Raw genomic sequence first — 24,798 nt, 5'->3', positions numbered from 1 at the left:
AAAATGTTTTTAGCTTTTTAAAAATCTATATATACCCAGTGTTTTCATTCTCTAAGTTAAAATATATTCTTTTGATTTTTTGGCTATGTTCTTGTCAGTCCAAGGTCAATAAGTTAGATATTACTGACAATGATTTAAGTTTTAGGAATGGCGTAATGCTTTACAAAGAAAAACCATATTCAGGAATAGTTTTTTCTAAAATTGATACGGTTACTACATATAGTGCAATGTATATGGAAGGAAAAAAGCATGGTAAGGAACAAAAGTTTTTTTTTAAAGGTGATATAGCAGAATCAAGCAATTATACCAAAGGCAAAAAGTCTGGAATCCACCGAGCTTGGTGGAACAAAGAACAAATGAAACTAGAATACCATTTTGATACTATGGGAAATAAAATAGGAACACAACGAGAATGGTATAGTAACGGACAATTATTCAAAGAATTTAACTATCGCAATGGTAAGGAAGATGGCCCACAAAAATCTTGGGATGTTGCAGGAAAAATTAATATCAATTACGTTGTGATAAATGGTGAACGGTTTGGGTTTATTGGTTCTAAAAATTGTAACCCTTTTAATTATGATTAATAATAAACTTTATGTAGTATTTGGATTTTTTGTTTGTATTTGTTTGATTTCGTGCAGACAACAGTCAGCAACAGATCAAGGAGTTGAGACTTCCATAAAAATTAATACACAAAAAATTGACAAATTACCCTATTTTAATACTCCTGATTTTGCACCTTCCTGGGAATCGAATACGGATGAGTTAGAAGGATTTCATAAAATTCCGGGGTTCAATTTTAAAAACCAATTGGGAAATGAAATAACGAATAATACATTAAAAGGTAGCATTTATGTGGCAAATTTCTTTTTTACGAGTTGCCCAAATGTTTGTCTGAAATTAACTAATAATATGCATGAGTTACAAGAAATATATGCAGATGATGATACGATTAAATTACTTTCTCATACTGTTATGCCTAGTGTTGACACCATAGAGGTTCTCAAAGAGTATGGCGAAATCCATAATATTGATCCAAAAAAATGGTATTTAGTAACAGGTGAAAAAGAGAAAATATACGATTTAGCGAGAGAAGCTTATTTTGCTGATGACTTATATAAACAAACTAATGACAAGAACCGTTTTGTACATACTGAAAATTTAATGCTTGTTGATAAAAAAGGACATATTCGAGGTGTTTACAAAGGTACACAGCCGGATGAAATTAACCGTATTAATAGGCATATTGAAATCTTAAAAAAAGAATAAGTGCCCATTTTATTTCCAAAATAAAACCTTATCGGTAACATAGGATAATAATTTTTTCGGCTAAATATTAATAATCAAATATTTTATGATAATTAGTGAAGGTTTTGATATTTAAACATAAGATTAGCTTTATATATGTTAAATATGAACTTAAAGAAATGTTAATTCGCTGATAACAAAAATAGTAAGCATTAAATTTACAACTGTTATTGAACCACCCCGTTTTTTTTGAACAATAATTCATTACTAACAATTCAATAACAACATGAAAAATTCAAACTCTAAAACCTCAATCTTAGGTCAGATTCTTTCTTACCTAAAAAAATCAGCTGCTCCACTATTAATAGGTGTTGCTTTTATTTTTCCAAGTCTTCAAGCCATTTTTCCGCATGGTTCTGTAACAAGTCCTCCAAGCAGAGTTTGGGGCTGTTTTCAAGAAAATCCTGAGAGCCCAGATTCACCTGCCTGTATTGATGCCGTTGCCTTGTATGGTACTCAAGCATTATATGACTGGAATGAAGTTGCACGTATGGATGCCAATGGTATGCATCGAGAAATTATCCCAGATGGTCAGCTAGCAAGTGCCGGAAGACCTGATAAATATGGTGGACTTGATCAAGTACGGGATGATTGGATAACTACACCAGTTACTCCTGGACCATTTACTGTAACCTGGACCAATACAGCTCCACATCAAACATTATATTTTGATGTATATATAACTAAAGCAGATTGGACTCCTGATCAACCACTTACGTGGGATAGTTTAGAACTCCTAGTTCGTACAGGACCACGAGAAGCATCTGCGATTGATAATATAGATGTTGTACTACCGGCAAGAACTGGTAAACACGTTATTTATAGTATTTGGCAACGATCTCTTAGCGAAGAGGCTTTTTACTCTACTAGTGATGTAGATTTTGGTCAAACAACAGAACCAAAACCTCCTGTAGCATTGTTCGCAAGTGATAATGGTCGATGTGGAGGTCCAGATGTGGAATTCGATGCCAGTGATTCTTTTGATCCAAATGGAGATACCTTGACCTATTCTTGGGATTTTGGAGATGGTACTACTGCAGAGGGCGTTACTGTTTCACATAGCTATGCCAATCAAGATAGTGCGATTGTTACTCTAACGGTTAGCGATGGTGTTTTTAGTAGCGGTGTGGTACAAACTATTGACTTAATAGTAGACACAGCGTGTGAAGAAATAATTTGTCCTTTTGATACGCCTAGAGCAACTCCATTACCTTCTGTAAACAATTCATATTCTAATATTTATGTAATTGGTGATCGTGGTCCTAATTTAGATAATATCGCCGATTGTTCTATCAACTGGGATTTAGGAAATAATGGTTTGTACCAATTTTCGTTTAGTACTAACAATGGTATTCCAAACTGGTATAATGATTTAATTGCAGTATCTACACAAAACTTTGATGCAGCTGCATCACAAATTACCATTGCAGGTTCTAGCTTTGTTGGATTAGATGGAAGCTATTATGTGACGTTAGACGGAGATAATCTGGCACTAGTTTCTACGACTGGAGATTTTACAATTTATTGTAGTAATTCAGATATAGCACCGTTGTGTGCTGGTGATACAAATCCAGTAAATACAGCTCCTGTGGCTGCACTCACTGCTACTCCAACTACTGGAGTTACTCCTCTGGATGTAGTATTAGATGCTTCGGGATCTACAGACGCAGATAACGATACACTTACCTATAGCATTGATTATGGTGATGGAACTTCTGGAACGGGAGCTATTTCGACACATACATATACTACAGGCGATTATACCGCAACTGTTACTGTTAGTGATGGAAATGGTGGGACTGATACTGCTTCGGTTATGATTACCGTTACAGATGATATTATTATTGATCCGCCTACAGGCGACTGTACTTTTGGTGCGCCTACAGAAACTTCTTTAGTTAATATAAATACCTCTTATGATAATATCTATGTATTAGGAACTGGCGGACCAAATATGGACAGTGTCACTCTATTTACACTAAATTGGAATTTAGCTAATAATGGTTTATATCAATTTTCATTTAATTTAAACGTAGCTCCTTGGTATGTTGATTTTTCTGATGCTACGCAGAATTTTAATGAGACAAACCCACAAATTTCTTTAAATGGTACTGGAATTCCTGGCTTGGATGGAGATTATTATGTAACGATTGATGAAAGAAACTTTGTACTGGTTGCAAAGGATTATTCCATTTATTTTAGTAATTCGACAACAGCACCTATTTGTGAAACTGCAGTAAATAGAGTAAATGATATCCAAAGCACATCTTTTGAGATATTCCCGAACCCTGCAACTACGAGTGTTTCTATACAAAACACAACAGATCTAAAGAATAGTTTTATTACGATTTCTGATCTTAGTGGGAAGCAACTAAAATCGTTAAGAGTACCAACGAGTACGACCAATATGACAATTGATATTTCTGGAATTAAATCTGGATTGTATTTGGTGAGAATTATAGATCGTTCTGGAAACAAACGCAGTTTGAAATTATTCATAAACTAAGCGCATATTCTTAGAACAAAGTAAATCATTACAACAAACAACCTTCTAGATTTTAGAAGGTTGTTTTTTTATTTTGGTGTACTTCTGTTAAAAGTAACTAAAAACAAGATTATTCGCTTTACCCTACACTCCTAGCCTTGTTATAAGAGTTCACGAATCATTTACTCTTTTTTCATTAACTCCTGAGGGTTTCATTGTTTTACAAGAATTCGTTAATCTTCAATTTCATAATAAAACTTTTAAAGAACTATTTATCGTAAATTTATAGTATGGTAACAAAAATTTATTCTTCTGGTATTTTACAATACATACCTTTTTTTTACGTGATTTGGTCTGATGATTTATTGTCATATTCTGAAATTTCTGTAGTGAAAAAAGCAATCGAACAAGATGATACACTTAAAAAAGAGGATTATAATTACCTCATAAAATGGTTAGACAAAAAGGCTCCTCCTCCCTATCAGGAACTTAAGAATTGGAAAAAAGTAATTTCTAATTCGCAACTAAAGTTAGTAGAAAGTGATACGTATCCGCTTTCTATGTTTAGTCAAAAAATGATATGTCACCATTTTGATGAATGTCCGTTTAATACGCATTTAAAGGGTATAGAAATTAATCTTGGTATTCAACCAAACCATTATAAGCACTTATTCGAGGTAGAGACTATACAAGAAATCACGTCTAATTATTACGATCCTATTGCCATAGATAATCTATTAAAAGGAGAGCATGTTGCTGTTGTTGATGCCTTTAGAGATATATTAAAAGATCCTATTTTTAAATGGGATCTAAAAAGAGATAAGGAAACGTTTAGAGCACATGTATTGAAACAAGTAGAATTTCTGGCTAAAGAAGGATATGGAGCGATGGCGTATCCCAAACCTTATGGAGGAACTGAGAATATGCCTGGATATGCAGCTATTTTTGAAAATATGATGTATGTAGATGGCAGTATGGCTGTGAAATTCGGGGTGCAATTTGGACTTTTTGGAGGAAGTATTCAAAAACTAGGTACTAAAAAACATCATGATGCCTACTTATCTGAAACGGGAAAAGCGAAACTTTTGGGTTGTTTTGCTATGACTGAAACCGGACATGGATCCAATGTTAGAGGTGTTAAAACTACAGCTACCTATGACAAGGAAACAGACAGTATTATTATTCACACGCCTGGGAAAAATGATAATAAAGAATATATAGGGAACGCCTTACATTCATCAATGGCTTCTGTTTTTGCTCAATTAATTGTAGAAGGAAAAAACCACGGTGTTCACGCTATTTTAATTCCTATTCGTGATGCGGAACACCAACTGATGCCAGGTGTTATTATAGAAGATAATGGATACAAACTGGGTCTCAATGGTGTAGATAATGGCAAAATTTGGTTTCATCAAGTACGAGTTCCAAGGGAGAATTTGTTAAATAAATATGGAGATATTAAACCAGATGGAACCTATCATTCTGATATAGAAAACCCAAGCAAACGTTTCTTCACCATGTTAGGCACACTGGTTGGAGGTAGAATTTGTGTTGCTCGTGCAGGTCTTGGGGGCGCCAAAAAAGCCTTAGCTATTGCAGTAAAACACGCCCTAAAAAGAAGACAATTTAATGATAGCATAAAGGTGCAGGAAGATTTGTTAATGGATTATCCAAGCCATCAATTACGTTTAACTCCAGCAATAGCTAGCTGTTATGTATATGATATTACACTCACGCATATGATGAAAGCGTACAGTGATACAACGGTATCAGATAAGAGAAAAATAGAAACACAAGCGGCCGGACTTAAATCGATCATTACATGGTTTGCTAATGACACGATACAAGAATGTAGAGAAGCCTGTGGAGGAAAAGGATATTTGATGGAAAATCAAATCGCTGATCTAAAGGGTGATGTTGATATATTCACAACTTTTGAAGGCGATAACCATGTACTGTTACAATTAGCTGCCAAGGGAGTCTTATCGGATTTTAAGTCCGAATTTAATAGTGCAGGTTTTACAGCTGTCCTTAAACTATTAGGTGCAAGAATTGGAGATACATTAAGTACTATTAACCCTGCGTACACTAATAATGTAGACAAGGATCATTTATATAGTGCAAAATTCCATAAACACGCTTTTAATTATCGTACAAGAAGACTTACGTATACAATTGCTATGCGCATTCGAGATTATGTAAAAAAAGGAATTCCTTCATATCAAGCTTTTTTAAAGGTGCAAACACATTTACTGGCCTTAGGCAAAGCATATAGTGTAGAATTGGCATATACTACTTTTGTTGATTATGTAGATACCATTGAAGATAAAAAAAACAGATTGTTATTTCAGAAATTAGGCGTTTTGTACGCACTGCACGAATTGCGTAAAGATGCTTCTTGGTATTTAGAACAAGGTTATATTAGTGGAACGAAATCGAAAGCATTGCGGCAACGTGTAGAACGACTCTCTACAGAATTACGACCACATATAGGAGTTTTAATAGATGGTTTCGGAATACCTCAACACTGCCTAGAAGCGCCTATTGCAAAATAAGAGGTGCTTTTTTGAATAACTAAAATATAACATTGAGCTTATCGAAATCTACTGAATAATCAGTAATATATAGAACTTCGACAAGCTCAATCTTAAAGCATAAGAATAGTAAATTATTGTTGTTCTACTCTATTAGGTAGTAGATATTCATTTAATAACTAACATGAGTATATGATTTATGGATAATTTTCCATTTTCCTTCTACTTTTAGTAACATCATATAATCTGTATAAAGTCGCTTTCTGGTTGGTACATCAATTTCTACTTTGGCCATGGCAGCATTGTTAACCACATCTGGCTAGTTCCCAAAAATTTGTAAAATGTACGTTAAAATACATAAGTATCTGATAAACAATTATTTAAAAAAACCTAAACTTGTTTATTTACTAATTGTACAACTTCAAAAGGAAATTTAAAACCTTTAATTTTACAATCACTTGTTCTTTCGATATAGATCAACCCTTTTTTCTCCAGATTATTTATGATTTTCCATAATTCTCTATCTTCCAAATCATTGTTGAAGATGTGTTTGTAAATTAACATTTTTGATTTTAAATTTATCATTCCCTTTAAGATAAACCTTTCCATTTCTGAGATTTCAGCATATTGAAATTCAAGGTCTGTTTCGTCGATTTGAGAGTAACCAATATAATTTGGAGAATAAGTTTTACATGAATCACATATCTTTCTAGCCTGATTTGAAATATTTTTAAAATGATTTCTATTATTGATATTTACATTATAATTAGAATGGCAAAGAGAACAATTTTCTTGTTTAATTATCAAGCTTGAGTATTTTTCGACTATTAAATTTAATTCGTCTAAGCTAATTCCATATTCATTTTTTAGGTTTTGAAGTTCATATTTGAATCTTTCATTTTCATCACGAGACCAATATTTTGATATCAACGTGAAGAAATTCTCAGGGGTTTGACTAGATATTAGAATTTCGTATTCCATTGTAAACTTAGCTAACTACATGTAAATATAATGACATTTATGTCATTACAAAAGTGACTGAATCTTAAGAATTTTCCATTATTATGGGAGGTCATCTTAAAAACACTAAACTACTTCAACAAATAGCTACAAAATTAAAAGCTTTAAGAGAAAAAAATGGACTCACACAAGAAGATGTATATAATGACACTGGTATACATATATCTAGAATTGAAACTAGTAGAGGTAATATTACGGTAAGCACGCTTTCATCTTTATGTGATTACTTTGAAATAAAACTTTCAGATTTCTTTAAAGAAATAACCTAGATACGATGAAGTTTCAAATATGGAATTTAACTCAGTTAATTTAAAAATTATTTAAATAATGATTTTTCGGGTAGGTTTGAATTCAAAGAAGTTGGTTTAAACAACACGTAAATTTGATAAATATTAAGTCTTTATATTTTTTTGATTATAAAGTTTTATAAAACCTCCTAACCAAATATTTACCATTGTAGCCTTTGTAATCTAACCGCGTTCAAAATTGCTAATAATGCTACTCCCACATCTGCAAATACTGCTTCCCACATTGTAGCTAAACCTCCAGCACCTAAAATCAAGACAATAACTTTAACTCCAAATGCTAATATGATATTCTGCCAAACAATTTTACGGGTAGAACGACTTATTTTAATTGCTCTAACCACTTTTGAAGGTTGGTCGGTTTGAATGATGACGTCTGCTGTTTCAATAGCCACATCACTTCCTAAACCACCCATTGCAATACCTACATTACTTGCTGCCAAAACAGGTGCGTCATTAATACCGTCTCCGATAAATGCTACTTTGTTTTCTGGGTTTTGTTTTAGCATTTCTACTTCATTCAATTTGCCTTCAGGTAACAATCCACCTTTAGCATTTTCAATATTCAATTCTTTAGCTACTTGTTGCGTAATGGAATCTTTATCACCGGAAAGCATAATTATGTGCTTAACACCTGCTTTTTGCAATTCTGTTATCGTTTCTTTGGCATCCTCCTTTAGTTCATCCGCAATCACCACATAACCTGCAAAGAGATTATCGATTGCTACTAATACTATAGATTCTACAATAGATTCGGTTTCTTTAGGAACTTCAATAGCATTAGCCATCATTAAGGCTTTATTTCCTACTAAAACAGTTTTACCGTTTATAGTTCCTTTTAAGCCTTTACCAGCAATTTCAGAAACTTCCTTCGCTTCAAAATTATCTCCATTTTCTTTATATTTCATAATGGCTTTTGCAATAGGATGTGTAGACTGCTCTTCCATAGCCATTAGGTATTTCATAAATTCGGATTCATCCCAACCGATAGCTTTAATTTCCTTGATTTTGAAAACACCTCTGGTAACGGTTCCTGTTTTATCCATTACCAATGTATTAATTTTGGTCATTGCATCTAAAAATGAAGCACCCTTAAATAAGATACCATTCTTTGATGCAGCACCCAATCCACCAAAATAACCTAAAGGGATAGAAATCACCAATGCACAAGGACAAGAAATAACCAAGAAAATTAATGCTCTGTATAGCCAATCTCTAAAGACATAATCATCAATGAAAAAATAAGGCAGAAAAGTAACACCAATAGCTAAGAAGACCACTATTGGCGTATATATACGAGCGAACTGCCTGATAAACAGTTCTGTTTTAGATTTACGTGCAGTAGCGTTTTGAACTAAATCTAATATTCTAGCTATAGAACTATCTTCAAATTTACTAGTAACTTCAACTTCAATAACACTTTCTAAATTGATACTACCTGCATATACTTTGGCCTCTTTTAAAATAGAATCAGGTTTACTTTCACCTGTTAAAGCTGCTGTATTCAATGAAGCTTTTTTAGATAATAACACCCCATCTAAAGGAATTTTTTCACCTACTCGAATTTGAATTTTTTCACCAATGTTTACATCTTCAGGTGGAACACTTTTATAGTCACCATTGCGCGAAACAATAGCTTCCTTTGGTCTAACATCTAACAAAGCTTTGATATTTCCTTTGGCTTTTTTAACTGCCGCTCCTTGAAACAATTCACCTACCGCATAGAATAGCATTACTGCAACACCTTCAGGGTATTCACCAATTATAAATGCACCAATTGTAGCAATAGACATTAAAAAGAACTCGGTAAATACATCACCTCTTTTAATGCTTTTATAACCTTCTTTTACTACCGGAAATCCAACAGGTAAATAGGCGATGCCATACCAAACAATTCGTAACCAATCTTTAAAAAGGGTACTAACAAAATAGTCCAGCATTATCCCAATAATAAGCATTGTAAAACTTGTGATTGCAGGGATATAGACTTTTAATGCACTAGTATTTCCGTGGTCGTGATTGTGACCATCATCTAGACTATGTTGTTCTTCAGAATTTGGTTTTATATCTCTTAAATTAACTTTCTTTTTTTTCATTTGTTATTTCGATTAACAACAACTTTTGTTTTGTTGAATTGGTGGACAAGGAACTGTACCGTAAGAACAATATACACAGCAGTCGCCTTCATTTGGTTTTAGAATAGTCCTACATTGTTCACATTCATAAAAGAATTCACAAGCGTTCGTTGGCATTTCTTCCACCTTTTTATGACCACAATTGGGACAAGTGATTTCAGAATTTATTATAGTACGCATTAGTTTTATTTTTTGTCAGTTACTTTATAACCTGTTGAGTTAATTGCTTTCTCAATTTCCGATTCATTGGTTTTGGTTTTATCAAATTCAATAATAGCGTTACCATTTTCGTATGAAGTTTTTGAGTTGACAATTCCGTTTAGTTTATTTACTTCTTGGTTTACGTGTGCTTCACAACTTGAACAGGTCATTCCACTTATTTTAAATTCAGTTGTTTTGATGTTCGATTTATCAACAACAATAACTTGCTTTTCCGTTTTTGAATAAAAAACACTTGAATAGTATGGAAAAGCCAACATAATAATCGATAATACTGTTACAATTCCTAAAAACGTTTTTGATTGTATAAACTTTGGTTTTTCGTCTGTATCACATTCACAGTCTATCTCTTTCTTGGATTTTAGTTTTTGATACCAAGCCAAGACTAGAACTGAAATTGTAATTCCGATTAAGTAAGGTCGAAATGGCTCTACCCAAGAAAATGTTGATACCATGCCACTTGTTCCCGCAATTAAAGCCAATACAGGTGTAATACAACAAATTGAAGCAGTAAGCGCAGTTAGCAAACTTGTGATTACTAATTTATTTTTCATTTTAAATTACTTTAGAAATTATAAGTTCCATTGATAAGCCTATATATTGCCTTACTTGGTATTAAAATAATGATTTGATGTCATCAGGAATAGGCATATGCTTTAAAGGAGGTACATTTGCACCACCCGTATTGCCAAGAGGAACGTGATTTATAAACGACTTCCAACCACCAACAGCTAACCGTAATAACTGCCCTAGTACTTCTTTGGTATTCTTTTGCATTAAACCAAACTTTAACATTAACCAATGGGAGTAGGTATGTTCTATTGGGTAAGACTGACCTATTATATGGCTACGCTCTAAATGATACCAAGCATTACTAAATTGCTTATTTACTAAATAGTAACTGTATTGTTCTAATTCGTTTTTATAGGCTTGTTTAAGATTTTTAGGTATTTTAATATTAAACTTCATATCCATTAATTTTAGATAAAAGTAGTTTAATAGTTAGTGCAATGGAAGTGCATTTTTACCCACTACATTTATCACAAATACCTTTGACCACCAAGTTTACATTTTCCGAAATAAAACCATCAGGGACTTTAATTTGTGGAATTTTATGATCTGTTAAGCAAATGGTTTCATTACAATTATTACAATGGAAATGTAAATGTAAATCAGTTTTTATGTCGCAATTACATCCTTGTTCGCATAATGCATATTTGGTTATCCCTGTACCATCATCTATTTGATGAACGATTACTTTGTCCTCAAATGTTTTTATTGTTCTGTAAAGCGTTGTTCTGTCCGCTTTTTCAAATGCATTTTCTATATCACTTAACGTAACCGCAACTTGTTTCTCCGCAAGAAACTTATAAATTAACAAGCGCATTGCTGTAACACGTATGTTTTTTGACTCTAATAGTTGTTCTATTGTTTGCATAATTAATCGTCATCTTTGTTTCCGAATGGTTTAATTAAAAGTCCTACACTAAAAATGAAACCATCCGTAGGTGCATAAATCTCTGGAAAAACAGGATTTTCGTGTGGTGGTAAAACCAAAGGTGAAAACCTGCTTTGTCTTCTATCCGTAAAGTTTTCAAAGTTTACAAATACACTTCCAAATTTAAAATTACGCATTAGTAGTAATCCCATTGTTATAAAATCTGTAGTTTCCGCTCCGTTTGACAAAAATTGCTTTCCTGTATAGTAGGTTTCATAGCCAATTCTCCACTTTTCAGATTCGTACATTAGCACACTACCGGCATTGTGTTTTGCTGTTAATGGTTTTTGAGGATTATCAGGTAAGTAATTTAGCTTGGTATCAATAAAGGCATAGTTTAAAAACCATCTAAAGTCTTTGTAAGTAAATTTAATATTTGTTTCTGCTCCTTTACTAAAGATTTCATCTGGTGCATTTTCAAATTGAAATAATCCGTTATTTGTTGAATTTAAAAGTAGTCCATCATTTATAGCAGTAACATAGAATAATTGATTTACAGAAAAACCAATCTCATCGGATAAACGAGTTTGATAGTTCAAATCGAAATTAACACCATAAGAACGTTCTGCATCTACCATTGATTTATCTATTGCGAGAACATTTTCAAAGTTAATATACTCTGCTTCTTCTGTAAAAATATCTGGAATCTTATACCCTAAACCTCCACCAATTCTACTTGAAAATCCACTATTGTTTTTATAGAGTAATGAAATTCTTGGTAGCGGAAAGAAACCAAAATCATTATTGTAATCTGCTCTTAATCCCGTTTCCAATATCCAATTATCGGAAATGTCATAGATATTATTTGCAAATGCTCCAAAGGTCAGATCTTTTTGGTCTCGTTGTAGTGGTGCATCATCATCTTCATCAAAGTCTGAGGTATATAGATTGGCTCCAATTATCCAATCCGTTTTTTCTGATGCTTTGTTGTACGTAATTTCAGTAAAAGTATTAGTCTGCTGACCATCAAAGTTAAAATCGGGAACAGTTAAATTTCTATCGAAAAAAGAGACGCTATTTTTAAACTCTAATGAACTAACAGAATCTAATTTCGTTTGATATACTAATTGACTGCTTAATCTTTTTGAATTGTTCTCTTCTGTATATTGATGAATACCAGCTTCTCCACTTTCAATTTTGGTAATATCTCCACCAATCCTATCGTCATATGTTCCGTTTAATCCAAACCAAAGAGTTGTTTTCTCTGATGGATAATAAAACAATTTAGGGTTAAATGAAATTGATGTAGTTTTTGGTAAATTGCTAAAGCCATCATCTTCGGGATCATATACTTTTTGATAGTGACCTGATCCATAAAGAGAAAAACCAAACTTCTCGTTTCGTTTGCTGTAAAATATATTGGCTGTACTTCCTAATGCCTGGGTTTGGGTAAGCATAATATCTAATGCAGGTTCTTCATCTGGCGTTTTAGATACCATATTTACTAATCCTGCTATTGCGCCACCTCCATAAAGCGTTGAGGAACTTCCCTTGATAATCTCAAATTGTTGTAAGTCTAAAGGCGGTATTTGAAGAATACTTAAACCACTTGAAAAACCACCGTATAAAGGAAACCCATCTCTTAATAGTTGCGTGTATCTACCGTCTAAACCTTGAATTCGAATATTTGTGCTACCACTACTTAAAGAAGTTTGTTGCATTTGTATTCCTGTGCTTTCACGAAGTACCATAGAAATATTGGTAGGATTCATTATAGCTTTTTCACCTAATTCTTCTGCGCCAATAAATTCAATTCGTGTTGGTATTTTTTTAACGGTTCTAGTGCTTCTTGTAGACTGTAATACTATAGCATCTAATTCATTACCACCTTCTTTGAGTTCTAATATCAAATCTGTTTTGCTTGGAACTTGAATTACTACTTCTAATGTTTCAAAACCTAAAAAGGAAATAATTATTTGATGCTGACCATTAGGTATTTCTGTAAACTTTGCTATCCCATCAAAGTCGGTTACTACTCCTTTTTTGAAAGCTTCAAAGTAAACGGTGGCGCCCATCAAAGGCTCGTTTTTCGTTTCTGTGATTACTTTTATATTTACGTCTGATGTTTGAGCCTTTAGCGAAAGGCACAGTAATAGAATGAGCTTAATGCTCAATATGTATTTATTCATTAAAATATGATTGTGATTAACTAAATAATTGATTTAAAACCGTATTGTTTTAGCTAATTACTTGTGGCGGTTGCCAAATATTGGAATGAAAGTTAAATCTATAATTCGACTTATAAATAGATATTACTTGAGTAGAAATTTTGTGAAAATTTAATAACTCAAATGTCACCAAAGGTTCATAGGTAATTGATATACCACAACAATTACAGATACAGGTAATAGGGCAAGAGTCGTCACTATCTTCTTGATGATTGTGATTAACACTTATCTCTTCTGGGTGTTGGTCTTCCATGTTTTGACCATCAGAACAAGGTTTTGCTGATAAGAACAGTATTGTTAATGATAATATGACTGTTAAAAATTTCATTGCCGTAAAGTTAAAAATTATTTGATGCAATGGCTGTGCAAAGTTCGCATAAATGACTTCCATTAAAAAGTATAGCCTTTGATATTAATTAGCCTCCTTTGCAGTAGTTGGCTTTATACCAAAAATCCGCAAAATTTCCGTTAGTGGTTTGTAATTTTAGTTATGATGATTGTCAAATTATTAAGAATCAATAATGTCGTAGTAATCTAAAAATACGTGATAAACTATGAGTTCTGTACTATCAATTCTTTTAATTAAAGAATTAAAGACTTCAAGAGTAGGATCTATATCCATATTTAGGTCTTTTTCACCAATATTATCAATGACATTCTTTTCGTAAGCTTCTTGAAGTAAAGTATTAAAATCTTTTACAATATCAATTGGATATTGTTTTTGAGAGTCTTTTTCACATTCCATAAAAGATAACATAAAAGCAACTTTCGTATCAGCTTCAGGGTAATATTGTCTAGTGATAAATCTATTTACCCCTTCATCAATATAATATCGTTTCTTATCAAGAAGCTTATTTATTCTTTTACATTCTATAGCTAGATACTCTTCACCTGAGAGTAATGATTTATTAGGAAAAATAACCTTGATATCTAAACTACCTGTCGTAACTCCATCATTAATTTCGTCAGCTCCAGGTATAAAGTATAGATGGTCAAGATTAAATTTGGTCTTGTAAATGGTTAAATAATTTTGAACAAGATCATTTCTAAGATAGTCTTCAAGCTCAAGTTTTGTTTTTGATCCAGCCTTACCTTTTTTTACTATATGTTTTGCAAGAATATCAGCTCTAGAAAATTTAGTTTTTGATCGAATCTTTTTAATTTCGGATTGAGCGTAACCAAGAAGATTAAATATATTTTCTTGATAATATGGTTCGCTGGTATATGTAAAACAATCTGCGTTCATTAATTTATTTTTTGTTTTACATTATTAATTTCTGCATTAGCTATTGCTTCAATAAACTCAATAAGATCAACGTGAGCCATCGCTAAATGCCAGTTTTTCACGATGTTTGGTTTAATAAGATAAAAAGAGTCTTTATTAAACCCCCTTATATCTTGCTGTGTAAAAAGTCCTGAACTTACCTCGTTAACACTTAAGCCTCCTAATGCAATTACAGTAGAATCAATATCTGCTTCATAACTATATTTAATGGTTTTGTTTTGTTTTTCAATAATGATGAAATGTAATGCGATGAAATCTTCATTAATAAAGATATCAATAGCAAACATCTTATTCTTTTTATTGAACCTCTTTGAGAAATGATTAATAAAAACATCGCAATAATCTGAAAGTATTTTATTATTGTTTTTATTAATCATTTTAAAAATAGAGGGTAACACATTACTTGAAAGATCTGCTCTCTTCATAACAGGAATACTAACGTCTAATGCGTAATTAATAAGCTCTTTTTCAAGAGGACTTATTTTATAAAGGTGATCAATTTTATTCTCTATCAGTTTTTCAAGAACATTAATTTGTTCCTGAGTTTGATTCATGAGATTACCTTTTGTAGACTTGTGAATTTCTCTAGAGTAGTAACTCAATTCAGAATCTGTTACGAAAGGCATATCTAAAAACTCCTTGTAATTAACCCTATTTCTTCCTGCTCCAAAAGATGAACTGGTCATAAGCAAATAGTAGGTAAATAATTTAGAATTAAAAATAGCAGACATACTATACAGGATATCTTCATCTTTTTTGGAAATTGAACCACTTATTAAACTAATAGAAGCAATTGTTGCAGAAAAAACACAATTATTTTCAACTACGGCACTTACCGCTCTATGATTTAAATATTGATCTAATCCTTTTTTGATTAATAACTTAACTCCTTTAAATATTGATATCTCAGCAATTTGAGGGACGCGTAAGTCACTATTAAGTACACCATTTAGATTAAGTTTCTCTAATTTTTGTTTGAATGTTTTATTAACAGAAACCTCGTATTGTTTTAATCCTTTTTCACCTTCAACTTCTATATAGTCATAGTCCCATAACATGGTTGTATCTTTTCTTTTTTCTACCCTTACATTGCTGTCTTTTGATTTGAAACCTCCTTTTAATTGCAACCCAGATTCTTCCATGATCTCCGATACAGTAGTACCCTGTTGTTTTATTTTTTTAACAAAAAGATAATCAAGAGAGTTTCCGTACATCATAACTTTCCAGAGTTTGTCATCAGCTAAGAATAGCTTTTGATTAACTAATTTAACATCATTTTTTTCAATAACAATTGTCTTGAAATAATGATAATACAAATTAGCTCTAGCTACAATATGCTTTACAATATTCTTTTTAGAATCATTAGTTTTCTTGGAATATAGTAATATAGCAGGTGGTTGTTTCGCATTATCAAAAACCTGATTACCACCAGCAATTTTATTGTTAATTCCAAATAAATCAAAACATTGATGTATATTGAAATTAGTTAAAAAATACTTTCTCCAATTTTCAGCACTTTTATCGGAATTATAAAGATTTTTCCCTGTAACAATAAAACATATTTTTGTTTGTGCATTTGACTGTATTAGATCATCCACTCGTACCATAAAAGCCTGAGAGATTTCTTTGTTACCTATTGCTAAACGTACTGCTTTTGGTTCTTTTTGTTTTTCAGCAAGTGCTCTTTCTTTTATATAATTTACATAATTAGACTTAAGCACAGCTCCCCAAGGAGGATTACCTACTATAAAATCAAGTTTCACTTTCTTTTTAAAAAGTTTATTGAAAGGATTATCTGTATTAAAGAAATCAGCTTCAGAACCACCAAAAAGATTTTTATTTCTTAACGGACGAAACTCAAAATTCTCTATTTCTTTGGGATGTGTTTTATAGTCAAGTAATGTTATATATAGTGAGAATATTGTAATCTCTATAGCATTTTGATCTATGTCTATTCCGTAGATATTATCTTCCAGAAGTTCCCACAAACGGTCATTAGAAATAAGCTCCTTTTTTAATCCGTTAGAGAAAGAAGCCTCCTCTACTTTGATTTCTTTATCGATTATTCGTCTCAATGATTCCACCAAGAAAATTCCCGAACCACAAGAAGGATCTAGTATCTTACATTTAGTGATATTTGATTTTCCTAGATGCGGTTTTACAGTTTGGCTTAAGACATAGTCAACTAAAAATGGTGGAGTATAGAATGCTTTAACCTGATTTTGTTTTGATAGCTTAGTAACAATCTCACCTTTTGAAAAAACTGTATTACCCAAGAAACTCTCATATATATTACTAATAAGTTCAACTGGTATTATCTCAAAATCATATACATTGAAGAGTGAAGGTTGAACAGTGTAACCTTTTACTTTATTTCCTTTAAACATATTAGAACAAGTGAAGAGATAATGTAAGACTTCTAGATTTTCTTTCCTTACATAATCTCGTTCTAAAAATGGAAGCCCTTGATTTTCAAAATTTAAAGGAAACAAGTCTCCTTTAAATTTTTTATTTATGTAATCAAAGAAATCATAGGTCTTTTTATGATCTAATAACAATTGATTTAAAGCTTTTTGACGTTCTGTTTTATTATTACCTAATAGTATATCTTGATCATTAAACGTAACTCTTCTATCTATTAAATATCGTATAAATATTAATCGTCCTATAAGTCTATTAGCTACATCAGGTGATAAATTACCAGCAGGAAAGTTATTTTCTTTTGCTATTAAGATTCTTCTAGCATCAGTAATATTACTTAGCAAATAACGATCTACTGTTTTTATTTTATTAAAATACTCTTCATGAATAGACTTCCAACCTTTACCAGATCTTAATTTAGAAATGGATAATAAATCATGATCAATTTCAATAGACTTTAACCATTTGTGGTTATTTTCAGAAAAGTCAAATCCATTAAAAATTTCAATATTATTATCTCTGTTAATTATGATAATTGGAGAACGACTGAGATTAAATGAATGCTTAGGGATCAAATCATAGTCGTCTTTTGATGGGTTATCGTAAAACAGTATAAGAGGATTATTAAATGGTTTTACATGATCTTCATTCTTATCATGTGAATCTAAGCTAAAAATAGCATATGGCTTAATTACATCAATTAACACTCTACTAATTCTACTAGGGAAATTATCCAGTATATCTTTTTCAGATTCTGAAAATATATATAACCCATTCTGCCTGGTATACCCTAATTTTTTAAATAACTTTTCTAACATCGATGCGTTAATTGCTTTTAGTAGGTACAAGCAATTCTCGAATGTCTACATCAAGAATTTCTGCTATTAATTTTAAATCTTTTAAATGAGGCTGAGACTTGTTATTACAAATTGAAGCTATAGTATTTGGATTTTTACCTAGTCTTTTTGCAAGATCTTTTTGGCTTACATCCTGTATTACAAGTATTTCTTTAATCCTATTAAGTCTCTCAGGCATTTCATAAAGGTAGAAATTATATAAATTATAAACAAACCTATACTTATATCAATTTAAACAATATTAAGTTATTAATGCTTTTTTACATTAAGCCTATTTGCAGAATTTGGTATTTTCTTATTATTTATTTCCTTTTCAACTCTATAAAAAGTAGCCTTACTCACTCCTGCCTTTTCGCATGCTTTATCTATAGGAATATTCTGGTTATCATAAAGATGCTTTGCATATTGATATTTTTCTACGGTTTCCTTTTTAGGTCCTTTAGGTCTTCCTAAGAGTTTTTTTCTTTTTCTAGCATTATTAAGACCAATTTTGGTTCTTTCACTAATAAGGTTACGCTCGAATTCTGCAACTGCAGCAAAAATCTGTAATAAAAATTTTCCATTTGCAGAAGTTGTATCGAACTCTGGTTCACTAAGGCTTTTAAAATGAACACCCTTTTCATTGAAGGTATCTATAAGGTCAATCATATTTTTTAATGATCTAAAGATCCTATCATTTTTATAAGTGTAAACTATATCACCCTTTCTGAGATATTCTATCATCTCATTCAGTCCAGACCGATCTTCTCTAACTCCACTGGCAATGTCAGTATAAATTTTTTCACACCCAGCTTCCTCAAGTAAATCTATTTGTGATTCTATTTTTTGATCAGGTGTTGATACTCTTGCATATCCAACAATCATAATTGTCTCATAAAAGATTATTTAACAAAACTACTAAAAAAGACCGAAAATGTTACTAATTATAATATTTCTGTCAGGGTGTCAGAGATGTCTCATAAAACGACCGTTTTATAGTACTACTTATCTGTAGGAATTAATTTTAATCTTACTATTATTTAATAACTTTGATGTATGAGTAAAATATTTTTTACATCGGATCATCATTTTGGTCATGCAAATATTATCAAATTTTCCAATCGCCCTTTTACACACGTGGAAGAGATGAATGAAGTCTTAATCGAAAAGTGGAATAAAAAAGTTGGAAAAAAAGATCAAGTATATCATTTAGGTGATATTGGTTTAACTAACCCTAAAAATCTTGAAAAAATATTAGAAAAATTGAATGGTAGAATATATCTAATTAAGGGTAATCATGAAAAATCAGGAGAAGCTTGTAAGGAAAGGTTTGAATGGATAAAGGATTACTATGAATTAACGGTTCAAGACACTGATTTTGAGAGAGGAAAACAATTACTAGTGCTTTTTCATTACGGATTGAGAGTATGGAATGCTTCTCACCACGGCACTTATCATTTATATGGACATTCTCACGGAACGCTTCCGGATAACCCAAATTCATTATCATTTGATATAGGAGTAGACTGCCATAATTTCTGCCCTCTGTCTTATGATGAAGTAAAAGTTATTATGAAAACTAAAAAATGGAAACCTCCATTTAAAACCAGAAAAAATAATGTTATCTGAACTTTCTAAACAAGAACTTATCGATAAAGTCATTTCATTATCGAATATACGTAAAAGTCAGGCTTCTAAATTAAAAGAACTTGAAGATGCTCTAATAATCCGTAATATAAAAGTACAATCACAAGAATCGATTATAAATTCATTACAAAACGAAAAAAAGAATAATGTCCTAGATCATTATGAAAATTTATTACGGGACTATCGATTAGAAATAAGTGATCTAAGGGAAGAAATTGAATCTTGGAAACTACGATATATCAATAAGAATATTAAAAAAAAATGATTACAAGTTAATTAGTAAAATTTTGCCCAAGTTTGGTATGAATCTATCTAAACCTTTATAAATGAAGCAGATTAATTTCCTTAAAGATTCGGAAATCCAAAAATTTGATTTACCTCCAGAACTAACGGATGAAGAAAGACAATTAGTTTTTACCACAAGAGATATTTTGGATCATAACCTATCTTTCAGAAAAACTATAACAAAAATTGGTTTCATTCTTCAAATGGGCTATTTCACTTTAAAAAGGAAATTTTTCTTGCCTTATCAATTTCATAAAGACGACATCAATTTTGTAATAAGATTATTGGATATAAAACATTCTATTTCTATTTCAGAGTATAAAAAAGTAGCCTATAATTTGCATCGTAAATTAATTTTAGAACTTAATGGATATAGGAAATTTAGTGAATTCAAAAAGAGTTTCATACAAGAAGCAGAGTCTTTGGTTAAAACTTCTTTAAAACCAAAAGATATATTTTATTCTCTTCTAGATTATCTAGAAGAAAGAAAAGTTGAAATACCCAAGTACTATGTCTTTTCTAATGTTGTAAGTGAAGCCCTTAATTCTTTTGAATCTATTCTTGTTAAGCAAATCGATAAGGCCTTGACAAAATCTCAAAAAGAGACATTAGATAGTCTAATGATTTTACCATCTAATCCTGATAAACTTTCTTCCAATAACCCATATTTAATAACTAGTTTAAAAAAACCAGAACAGGGTATTACACCAAAAAAAATAAGAGAAAGCCTTGAAGATTTTTATATTATTCAAGATTTACATTTCACTTTCTTACCGGCTATCACTACTACTGATATTTCTAAAGAATTATTAAACTATTATGCTGTTTGGTTAATTAAAGCTGAGCACATTCAGTTTGAAAGTATTAGTAACATAGAAATTAAAAGGCTATATCTAATTGCTTTCATTGTATATCAATTTAGGCTTAGACAAGATTTATTTACTGAAATTGTTTTACAATGTGTTCCAAAATATTTTAATGACACTGAAAAAATTGTAGCAACTCAGTTTTTAAATCAAACTATTGATCAAAATTCACAAAAGAAAAGTAGATTTTCAAATATTCGAAATATTATTCTTTCGTCTAAACAACAAATGACAAAAGTTAAAGAAATAATTATATCCAATAATTATCAGGATACTGAAAAAGTAGAAAAAATAACCCAACTTCTTTTTAAAAAAGAAAACTCATTTCAGGATAAGTTGTTAGAAGAATTATCCAAAATTGATCCATTCAATATAAAAGGGATTAAAGATCAACTGTTTTTCACTCAACTGTCTAAGGGTTTTAGAAAAATCCAAAATAGGGTTGGTAATATTATCCAAATTCTTGAATTTAATCCTAACACATCAAATTTGGAAATAATTTCAGCGATTAACTATTATAAGGATAAAAAGGGAAAAATAACAAATTATGCACCAACCGAATTTGTATCTGAAAAAGACAATAAGTGGCTATTTGATGAGAAAGGTGAACTAGATAAGAGTCTCTATAAAGTTATTTTGTATAGGGAAATCTCTAATCATATCAAAGCAGGATCCCTTAACTTAAAATATTCTGATAAATATAAATCTATTGATGAATATCTAATTAGTTCCGAAAAATGGAATTCCAGTAAATCCGAACTAATTGAGAGAGCTAATTTAAAAGAATTTAAATTTGTCAAAGGCTTTCTAACCAATTTTAAGAATATTTTGTCCGATCAGTATTTAAAGACTAATCAAGGAATTGGGGATAATACCAATTTAAAAATTGGTAAAGATGGAAAACCTAGAATTACCACCCCAAAACTGAATGATGTGGATACAAATAATGGTTGTATTGAAGTTTTAGGTTCAGACCAATATTTACCACTAATTAATATTTTATCTGAGATAAGGCATACGACCAAAATAGGAGATGTCTTTGTACACTATAGTAGAAAAACTTTTAAGAACAACTTGTCAGATGATGTCTTGTATGCCGCTATTATTGGATTAGGGTGTAATATAGGAATAAGAAAAATGGGTAAGATTTCGAAGGGAATAGGAGCGGATAAATTGGAATATGCGGTTAGATGGTATTTCAGTAAAGAAAATTTAGATGAAGCTAATAGAAGGATACTAGCGCTAATAAATAGCCTTTCACTACCCAAAATATTTTCAAAAGATAAATTACATACCTCTAGTGATGGCCAAAAATTTAATGTGAGTATTCCATCACTACACGCTAGATATTCTTATAAATATTTCGGATTTGGTAAAGGGGTTTCTGCATATAGTTTCATCGATGATCAAAGTAAATTGTTTTACAATACCATTATTAGTACATCAGAACGTGAAGCAGGATATGTTTTGGATGGATTAATGCATAATGATGAAATCGAAAGTAATATTCATTCAACTGATACACATGGATACAGTGAAATAGTTTTTGGAATATGTAATTCACTAGGTATTTTTTTTGCTCCTAGGATAAAAAACCATAAAAATCAACTTTTATATACTTTCAAAAGCCACCCAAGAAAGAATTATCAACAGAAAGGTTATCAAATTCTACCAGCAAAAGGAATGCAAATTGATGAAACTATTTTAGATACACAGTGGGATAATGTAATAAGGCTTTTATGTACGATAAAATTGAAAGAGGTAAGGGCATCAGAAATACTAAGTAGATTAAGTTCTTATTCTAAACAACATCCATTATATAAAGCTCTAAAAGAATTAGGCAGAATTTATAAAACAATTTTTCTCTTAAGATATTATTCTGAAACGCCATTAAGACAAGCGATAGAGAAGCAGTTGAATAAAGTTGAGTTATCTCATTTATTTGCTAAAGCGGTCTTTTTTGGTAATAATCAAGAATTCAAAGTAAGTACAAAAGAAGAACAAGAAATAGCTCTTTCTTGTAGACATTTAATACAAAACTCCATAATTCTATGGAATTATTTATTTATCTCTGAAAAGCTTTCAAAAATTGAAAGTAAACAAGAGTATGATAGGATAATCGATATATTAAAACAAAGTTCAGTTATGACCTGGCAGCATATAAACATGCACGGTGAATATGATTTTGAAATTTCTAATAAAGAATCAAAGTTTGATTTAAAAAGTATTTTAGAATTTCAGATATAAAAATAAGTTATTGACTATTAGTGTTTTATGTGTTTTAGCACACATTTTTCATATTTTTGGTATAAGGCCACATCTATAGAAACGATCTTCCCTACTCGATCTCGTTTTTGACCTTCTTTAAAATAGCCGATATATTTTTTTCCAGAAGTAATGCCCAGCGTATCGTTAGAAATGGAATATAAATTCAAGTCTTTATGGAAAGCATTTTTTATTCGTTCTGGTTGGCCATTAGCGGTTCCTTCTATATAATCCAAAAGGGTTTCGGTAATTTGATCTTTGTCTGATTGTGCTAATACTATTTCACAACTGATTAAGCATAAGAATACTACAAATAGATTTTTCATTGTTCGATTTTTATAAGATTGATTTCGAAAGCTAATCTATTTTAAACCTTGGAAATCAACATACAAAAAGAGGTTGATGTTCTTCGGATTTATAATTCCGAAGAAAAAAACGCGACTACTTCCAAGATTTTTTAAACTGAGAAGGTGTCATTCCTTCTTGTTTTTTAAAAGCCGTATAAAACGTAGAATTTGATTTAAAACCACATTCATTCCCAATGGCTTCTAGTGTAAGTAATGTATTGGTTTGAATTAATTTTGTAGCCGTTTTTACACGATGCATATTAATATAATTCGAAAAACTTAATTCCAAATTATCATTTAGATACTGAGAAAGTTCGTGAGGTTTTATGTGAAGTTGATCAGCAACATCAGATAACTTTAAATTAGGATTACGATGTATTTCTTCTTCTTTGAACAAGGTATTCAACTTATCTGCAATCGAAGAAGCTTTTTCTTGATCAATCTTTCTATTGGCATATTTTACGGTAGGTGTAAGAAATGTAAGTGTGCTTTTTCTTCGTTTTATAATCCAGATAACTAATGTGATATAAAAGGTAAAAGAAAATGATAAAGCCCCTACAATATATGAGGTATAGGTTGTAGTATTATATGCCAACCAAATAATAAAACTACCTGTGACAATATTAATAATCCAAAAATCCAGTGTAGTAATTTTTTTTGTGCTACTCCAAAGTATTTTAAATGTGTTTCTAGCTTGATGGATAGCTGCTATTGTATAGAGTGTCCATTGGATAAATAATAGCATCCCAAAAATTCTAGGAGGACTACGCCACCACAAATGCCTATACTCTCTATAAGGATATTGGATACTAATAATAGTCATAAATATCAATACCGGAATGACGTGAAACAACCAATTCCATTTATGGACTTTATGAGGGTTTATGGCAATTCTGGTATACAGATATAAAAATGGACCGATTAAAAAACAGGCTGTTAAACCCACACTTACGAATACGGAAGATGTTCCTGGGTAAAATGTTAGAAAAACAGATTTGGTAACACGTACACTTATTACAAATAACAATGCTGCTAGAAAATGGGTAGCTCTGCTCCTATTTTTAATTAAAAACCCAAAATATAAACTCAGAAAAAGCCCATTAAATGCTCCTAAAGCACTAAAAAAGAATAACAAATTTTTACTAAATTCCAAATGATCATAGTTAGTTTT

The 24,798-nt window shown here is 31.2% G+C and carries 23 protein-coding genes; 8 read left to right on the top strand and 15 right to left on the bottom strand.

All coding sequences use genetic code 11. The features are described 5' to 3' along the window. Positions 1-71 precede the first annotated feature (71 nt). The 4 genes from D1818_RS02205 (at position 72) to D1818_RS02190 (ending at position 6,351) form a co-directional block, all read left to right on the top strand. Positions 72-587, top strand: coding sequence for a toxin-antitoxin system YwqK family antitoxin (locus D1818_RS02205; RefSeq protein ID WP_240338277.1), 516 nt, complete (start codon positions 72-74; stop codon positions 585-587). Next, on the top strand, positions 580-1,272 hold the full coding sequence (locus tag D1818_RS02200; protein ID WP_118455966.1) for an SCO family protein: 693 nt from the start codon (positions 580-582) through the stop codon (positions 1,270-1,272). The genes D1818_RS02205 and D1818_RS02200 overlap by 8 nt, the downstream gene beginning before the upstream one ends. Before the next feature lie 265 nt (positions 1,273-1,537). After that, positions 1,538-3,817 (top strand): lytic polysaccharide monooxygenase, encoded by a 2,280-nt coding sequence (locus D1818_RS02195; protein ID WP_118455964.1) that lies wholly within the window; start codon positions 1,538-1,540, stop codon positions 3,815-3,817. Positions 3,818-4,086: 269 nt separating this feature from the next. Further along, positions 4,087-6,351 (top strand): acyl-CoA dehydrogenase, encoded by a 2,265-nt coding sequence (locus tag D1818_RS02190; protein WP_118455962.1) that lies wholly within the window; start codon positions 4,087-4,089, stop codon positions 6,349-6,351. A gap of 151 nt (positions 6,352-6,502) precedes the next feature. Here the strand turns inward: D1818_RS02190 and D1818_RS02185 are convergent, their stop codons facing one another. Both D1818_RS02185 and D1818_RS02180 read right to left on the bottom strand, forming a co-directional pair. Beyond that, positions 6,503-6,643 carry a nuclear transport factor 2 family protein gene (locus tag D1818_RS02185; protein WP_256371970.1) on the bottom strand — a complete coding sequence of 47 codons (141 nt, stop codon included), beginning with the start codon at positions 6,641-6,643 and terminating at the stop codon, positions 6,503-6,505. Positions 6,644-6,720: 77 nt separating this feature from the next. After that, the gene (locus D1818_RS02180) at positions 6,721-7,311 is read right to left on the bottom strand and encodes a hypothetical protein (RefSeq protein ID WP_109437269.1); all 591 of its coding nucleotides are present in this window, start codon (positions 7,309-7,311) and stop codon (positions 6,721-6,723) included. An 83-nt stretch (positions 7,312-7,394) separates the two neighbouring features. On the opposite strand from D1818_RS02180, the gene D1818_RS02175 reads away from it, so the two are divergent. Beyond that, the gene (locus D1818_RS02175; RefSeq protein ID WP_109437268.1) at positions 7,395-7,619 is read left to right on the top strand and encodes a helix-turn-helix domain-containing protein; all 225 of its coding nucleotides are present in this window, start codon (positions 7,395-7,397) and stop codon (positions 7,617-7,619) included. Positions 7,620-7,798: 179 nt separating this feature from the next. Here D1818_RS02175 and D1818_RS02170 read toward each other — a convergent pair whose 3' ends face one another. From D1818_RS02170 to D1818_RS02120, 11 genes are all read right to left on the bottom strand, one after another. Next, positions 7,799-9,751: a heavy metal translocating P-type ATPase gene (locus D1818_RS02170; protein ID WP_109437267.1), complete on the bottom strand. Its 1,953-nt coding sequence runs from the start codon at positions 9,749-9,751 to the stop codon at positions 7,799-7,801. Positions 9,752-9,763: 12 nt separating this feature from the next. After that, the gene (locus D1818_RS02165; RefSeq protein WP_109437266.1) at positions 9,764-9,970 is read right to left on the bottom strand and encodes a GDCCVxC domain-containing (seleno)protein; all 207 of its coding nucleotides are present in this window, start codon (positions 9,968-9,970) and stop codon (positions 9,764-9,766) included. Positions 9,971-9,975: 5 nt separating this feature from the next. Continuing rightward, positions 9,976-10,563 carry a mercuric transport protein MerTP gene (gene merTP / locus D1818_RS02160; protein WP_118455955.1) on the bottom strand — a complete coding sequence of 196 codons (588 nt, stop codon included), beginning with the start codon at positions 10,561-10,563 and terminating at the stop codon, positions 9,976-9,978. A gap of 61 nt (positions 10,564-10,624) precedes the next feature. Beyond that, positions 10,625-10,978 (bottom strand): DUF3703 domain-containing protein, encoded by a 354-nt coding sequence (locus tag D1818_RS02155; RefSeq protein ID WP_118463437.1) that lies wholly within the window; start codon positions 10,976-10,978, stop codon positions 10,625-10,627. Between the two features lie 55 nt (positions 10,979-11,033). Then, entirely contained in the window at positions 11,034-11,447 is a 414-nt protein-coding gene (locus D1818_RS02150; protein ID WP_109437264.1) for a Fur family transcriptional regulator, read from the bottom strand. A gap of 2 nt (positions 11,448-11,449) precedes the next feature. Continuing rightward, positions 11,450-13,636, bottom strand: coding sequence for a TonB-dependent receptor (locus tag D1818_RS02145; RefSeq protein ID WP_118455953.1), 2,187 nt, complete (start codon positions 13,634-13,636; stop codon positions 11,450-11,452). A 49-nt stretch (positions 13,637-13,685) separates the two neighbouring features. Then, positions 13,686-14,003 carry a DUF6660 family protein gene (locus D1818_RS02140; protein ID WP_118463433.1) on the bottom strand — a complete coding sequence of 106 codons (318 nt, stop codon included), beginning with the start codon at positions 14,001-14,003 and terminating at the stop codon, positions 13,686-13,688. Between the two features lie 180 nt (positions 14,004-14,183). Beyond that, positions 14,184-14,921 (bottom strand): hypothetical protein, encoded by a 738-nt coding sequence (locus D1818_RS02135; RefSeq protein ID WP_118455951.1) that lies wholly within the window; start codon positions 14,919-14,921, stop codon positions 14,184-14,186. Then, positions 14,921-18,199 carry an Eco57I restriction-modification methylase domain-containing protein gene (locus D1818_RS02130; RefSeq protein WP_118455949.1) on the bottom strand — a complete coding sequence of 1,093 codons (3,279 nt, stop codon included), beginning with the start codon at positions 18,197-18,199 and terminating at the stop codon, positions 14,921-14,923. Before D1818_RS02130 ends, D1818_RS02135 begins: the two co-directional genes overlap by 1 nt. Positions 18,200-18,206: 7 nt before the next feature. Then, the gene (locus D1818_RS02125; protein ID WP_118455947.1) at positions 18,207-18,416 is read right to left on the bottom strand and encodes a helix-turn-helix transcriptional regulator; all 210 of its coding nucleotides are present in this window, start codon (positions 18,414-18,416) and stop codon (positions 18,207-18,209) included. Positions 18,417-18,487: 71 nt separating this feature from the next. Then, the gene (locus tag D1818_RS02120) at positions 18,488-19,102 is read right to left on the bottom strand and encodes a recombinase family protein (RefSeq protein WP_118455945.1); all 615 of its coding nucleotides are present in this window, start codon (positions 19,100-19,102) and stop codon (positions 18,488-18,490) included. 171 nt (positions 19,103-19,273) lie between these two features. On the opposite strand from D1818_RS02120, the gene D1818_RS02115 reads away from it, so the two are divergent. The 3 genes from D1818_RS02115 to D1818_RS02105 all read left to right on the top strand — a co-directional run bounded on the left by D1818_RS02115 (position 19,274) and on the right by D1818_RS02105 (position 23,262). After that, a complete protein-coding gene (locus D1818_RS02115; RefSeq protein WP_118455943.1) occupies positions 19,274-19,846 on the top strand; it encodes a metallophosphoesterase family protein in 573 nt (190 codons plus the stop codon). Further along, complete coding sequence (locus tag D1818_RS02110) at positions 19,836-20,129, top strand: hypothetical protein (protein ID WP_109438654.1); 294 nt, start codon at positions 19,836-19,838, stop codon at positions 20,127-20,129. Before D1818_RS02115 ends, D1818_RS02110 begins: the two co-directional genes overlap by 11 nt. 61 nt (positions 20,130-20,190) lie before the next feature. Continuing rightward, a complete protein-coding gene (locus D1818_RS02105; protein WP_118455941.1) occupies positions 20,191-23,262 on the top strand; it encodes a Tn3 family transposase in 3,072 nt (1,023 codons plus the stop codon). Positions 23,263-23,279: 17 nt separating this feature from the next. On the opposite strand, the gene D1818_RS02100 is transcribed toward D1818_RS02105, so the two are convergent. Together D1818_RS02100 and D1818_RS02095 are read right to left on the bottom strand one after the other, a co-directional pair. Further along, positions 23,280-23,606 (bottom strand): nuclear transport factor 2 family protein, encoded by a 327-nt coding sequence (locus D1818_RS02100; protein WP_118455939.1) that lies wholly within the window; start codon positions 23,604-23,606, stop codon positions 23,280-23,282. 115 nt (positions 23,607-23,721) lie between these two features. Next, the gene (locus D1818_RS02095; RefSeq protein ID WP_118455936.1) at positions 23,722-24,780 is read right to left on the bottom strand and encodes an AraC family transcriptional regulator; all 1,059 of its coding nucleotides are present in this window, start codon (positions 24,778-24,780) and stop codon (positions 23,722-23,724) included. Positions 24,781-24,798: the final 18 nt, after the last annotated feature.

Origin of the sequence: Aquimarina sp. BL5, from assembly GCF_003443675.1 — a bacterium.
Lineage (GTDB): Bacteria > Bacteroidota > Bacteroidia > Flavobacteriales > Flavobacteriaceae > Aquimarina.
The sequence above is the reverse complement of the archived record's forward strand: the minus strand, read 5'-3'. Positions and strand labels throughout refer to the sequence as shown.

Excerpts from the sequence above, each read along its gene's own strand:
- D1818_RS02150 (WP_109437264.1), bottom strand. The coding sequence starts at position 11,447 with ATGCAAACAATAGAACAACTATTAGAGTCAAAAAACATACGTGTTACA.
- D1818_RS02125 (WP_118455947.1), bottom strand. The coding sequence starts at position 18,416 with ATGCCTGAGAGACTTAATAGGATTAAAGAAATACTTGTAATACAGGAT.
- D1818_RS02190 (WP_118455962.1), top strand. The coding sequence starts at position 4,087 with ATGGTAACAAAAATTTATTCTTCTGGTATTTTACAATACATACCTTTT.
- D1818_RS02115 (WP_118455943.1), top strand. The coding sequence starts at position 19,274 with ATGAGTAAAATATTTTTTACATCGGATCATCATTTTGGTCATGCAAAT.
- D1818_RS02175 (WP_109437268.1), top strand. The coding sequence starts at position 7,395 with ATGGGAGGTCATCTTAAAAACACTAAACTACTTCAACAAATAGCTACA.
- D1818_RS02120 (WP_118455945.1), bottom strand. The coding sequence starts at position 19,102 with ATGATTGTTGGATATGCAAGAGTATCAACACCTGATCAAAAAATAGAA.
- D1818_RS02195 (WP_118455964.1), top strand. The coding sequence starts at position 1,538 with ATGAAAAATTCAAACTCTAAAACCTCAATCTTAGGTCAGATTCTTTCT.
- D1818_RS02105 (WP_118455941.1), top strand. The coding sequence starts at position 20,191 with ATGAAGCAGATTAATTTCCTTAAAGATTCGGAAATCCAAAAATTTGAT.
- D1818_RS02180 (WP_109437269.1), bottom strand. The coding sequence starts at position 7,311 with ATGGAATACGAAATTCTAATATCTAGTCAAACCCCTGAGAATTTCTTC.
- D1818_RS02135 (WP_118455951.1), bottom strand. The coding sequence starts at position 14,921 with ATGAACGCAGATTGTTTTACATATACCAGCGAACCATATTATCAAGAA.
- D1818_RS02100 (WP_118455939.1), bottom strand. The coding sequence starts at position 23,606 with ATGAAAAATCTATTTGTAGTATTCTTATGCTTAATCAGTTGTGAAATA.
- D1818_RS02140 (WP_118463433.1), bottom strand. The coding sequence starts at position 14,003 with ATGAAATTTTTAACAGTCATATTATCATTAACAATACTGTTCTTATCA.
- D1818_RS02170 (WP_109437267.1), bottom strand. The coding sequence starts at position 9,751 with ATGAAAAAAAAGAAAGTTAATTTAAGAGATATAAAACCAAATTCTGAA.
- merTP (WP_118455955.1), bottom strand. The coding sequence starts at position 10,563 with ATGAAAAATAAATTAGTAATCACAAGTTTGCTAACTGCGCTTACTGCT.
- D1818_RS02165 (WP_109437266.1), bottom strand. The coding sequence starts at position 9,970 with ATGCGTACTATAATAAATTCTGAAATCACTTGTCCCAATTGTGGTCAT.
- D1818_RS02130 (WP_118455949.1), bottom strand. The coding sequence starts at position 18,199 with ATGTTAGAAAAGTTATTTAAAAAATTAGGGTATACCAGGCAGAATGGG.
- D1818_RS02110 (WP_109438654.1), top strand. The coding sequence starts at position 19,836 with ATGTTATCTGAACTTTCTAAACAAGAACTTATCGATAAAGTCATTTCA.
- D1818_RS02155 (WP_118463437.1), bottom strand. The coding sequence starts at position 10,978 with ATGAAGTTTAATATTAAAATACCTAAAAATCTTAAACAAGCCTATAAA.
- D1818_RS02145 (WP_118455953.1), bottom strand. The coding sequence starts at position 13,636 with ATGAATAAATACATATTGAGCATTAAGCTCATTCTATTACTGTGCCTT.
- D1818_RS02200 (WP_118455966.1), top strand. The coding sequence starts at position 580 with ATGATTAATAATAAACTTTATGTAGTATTTGGATTTTTTGTTTGTATT.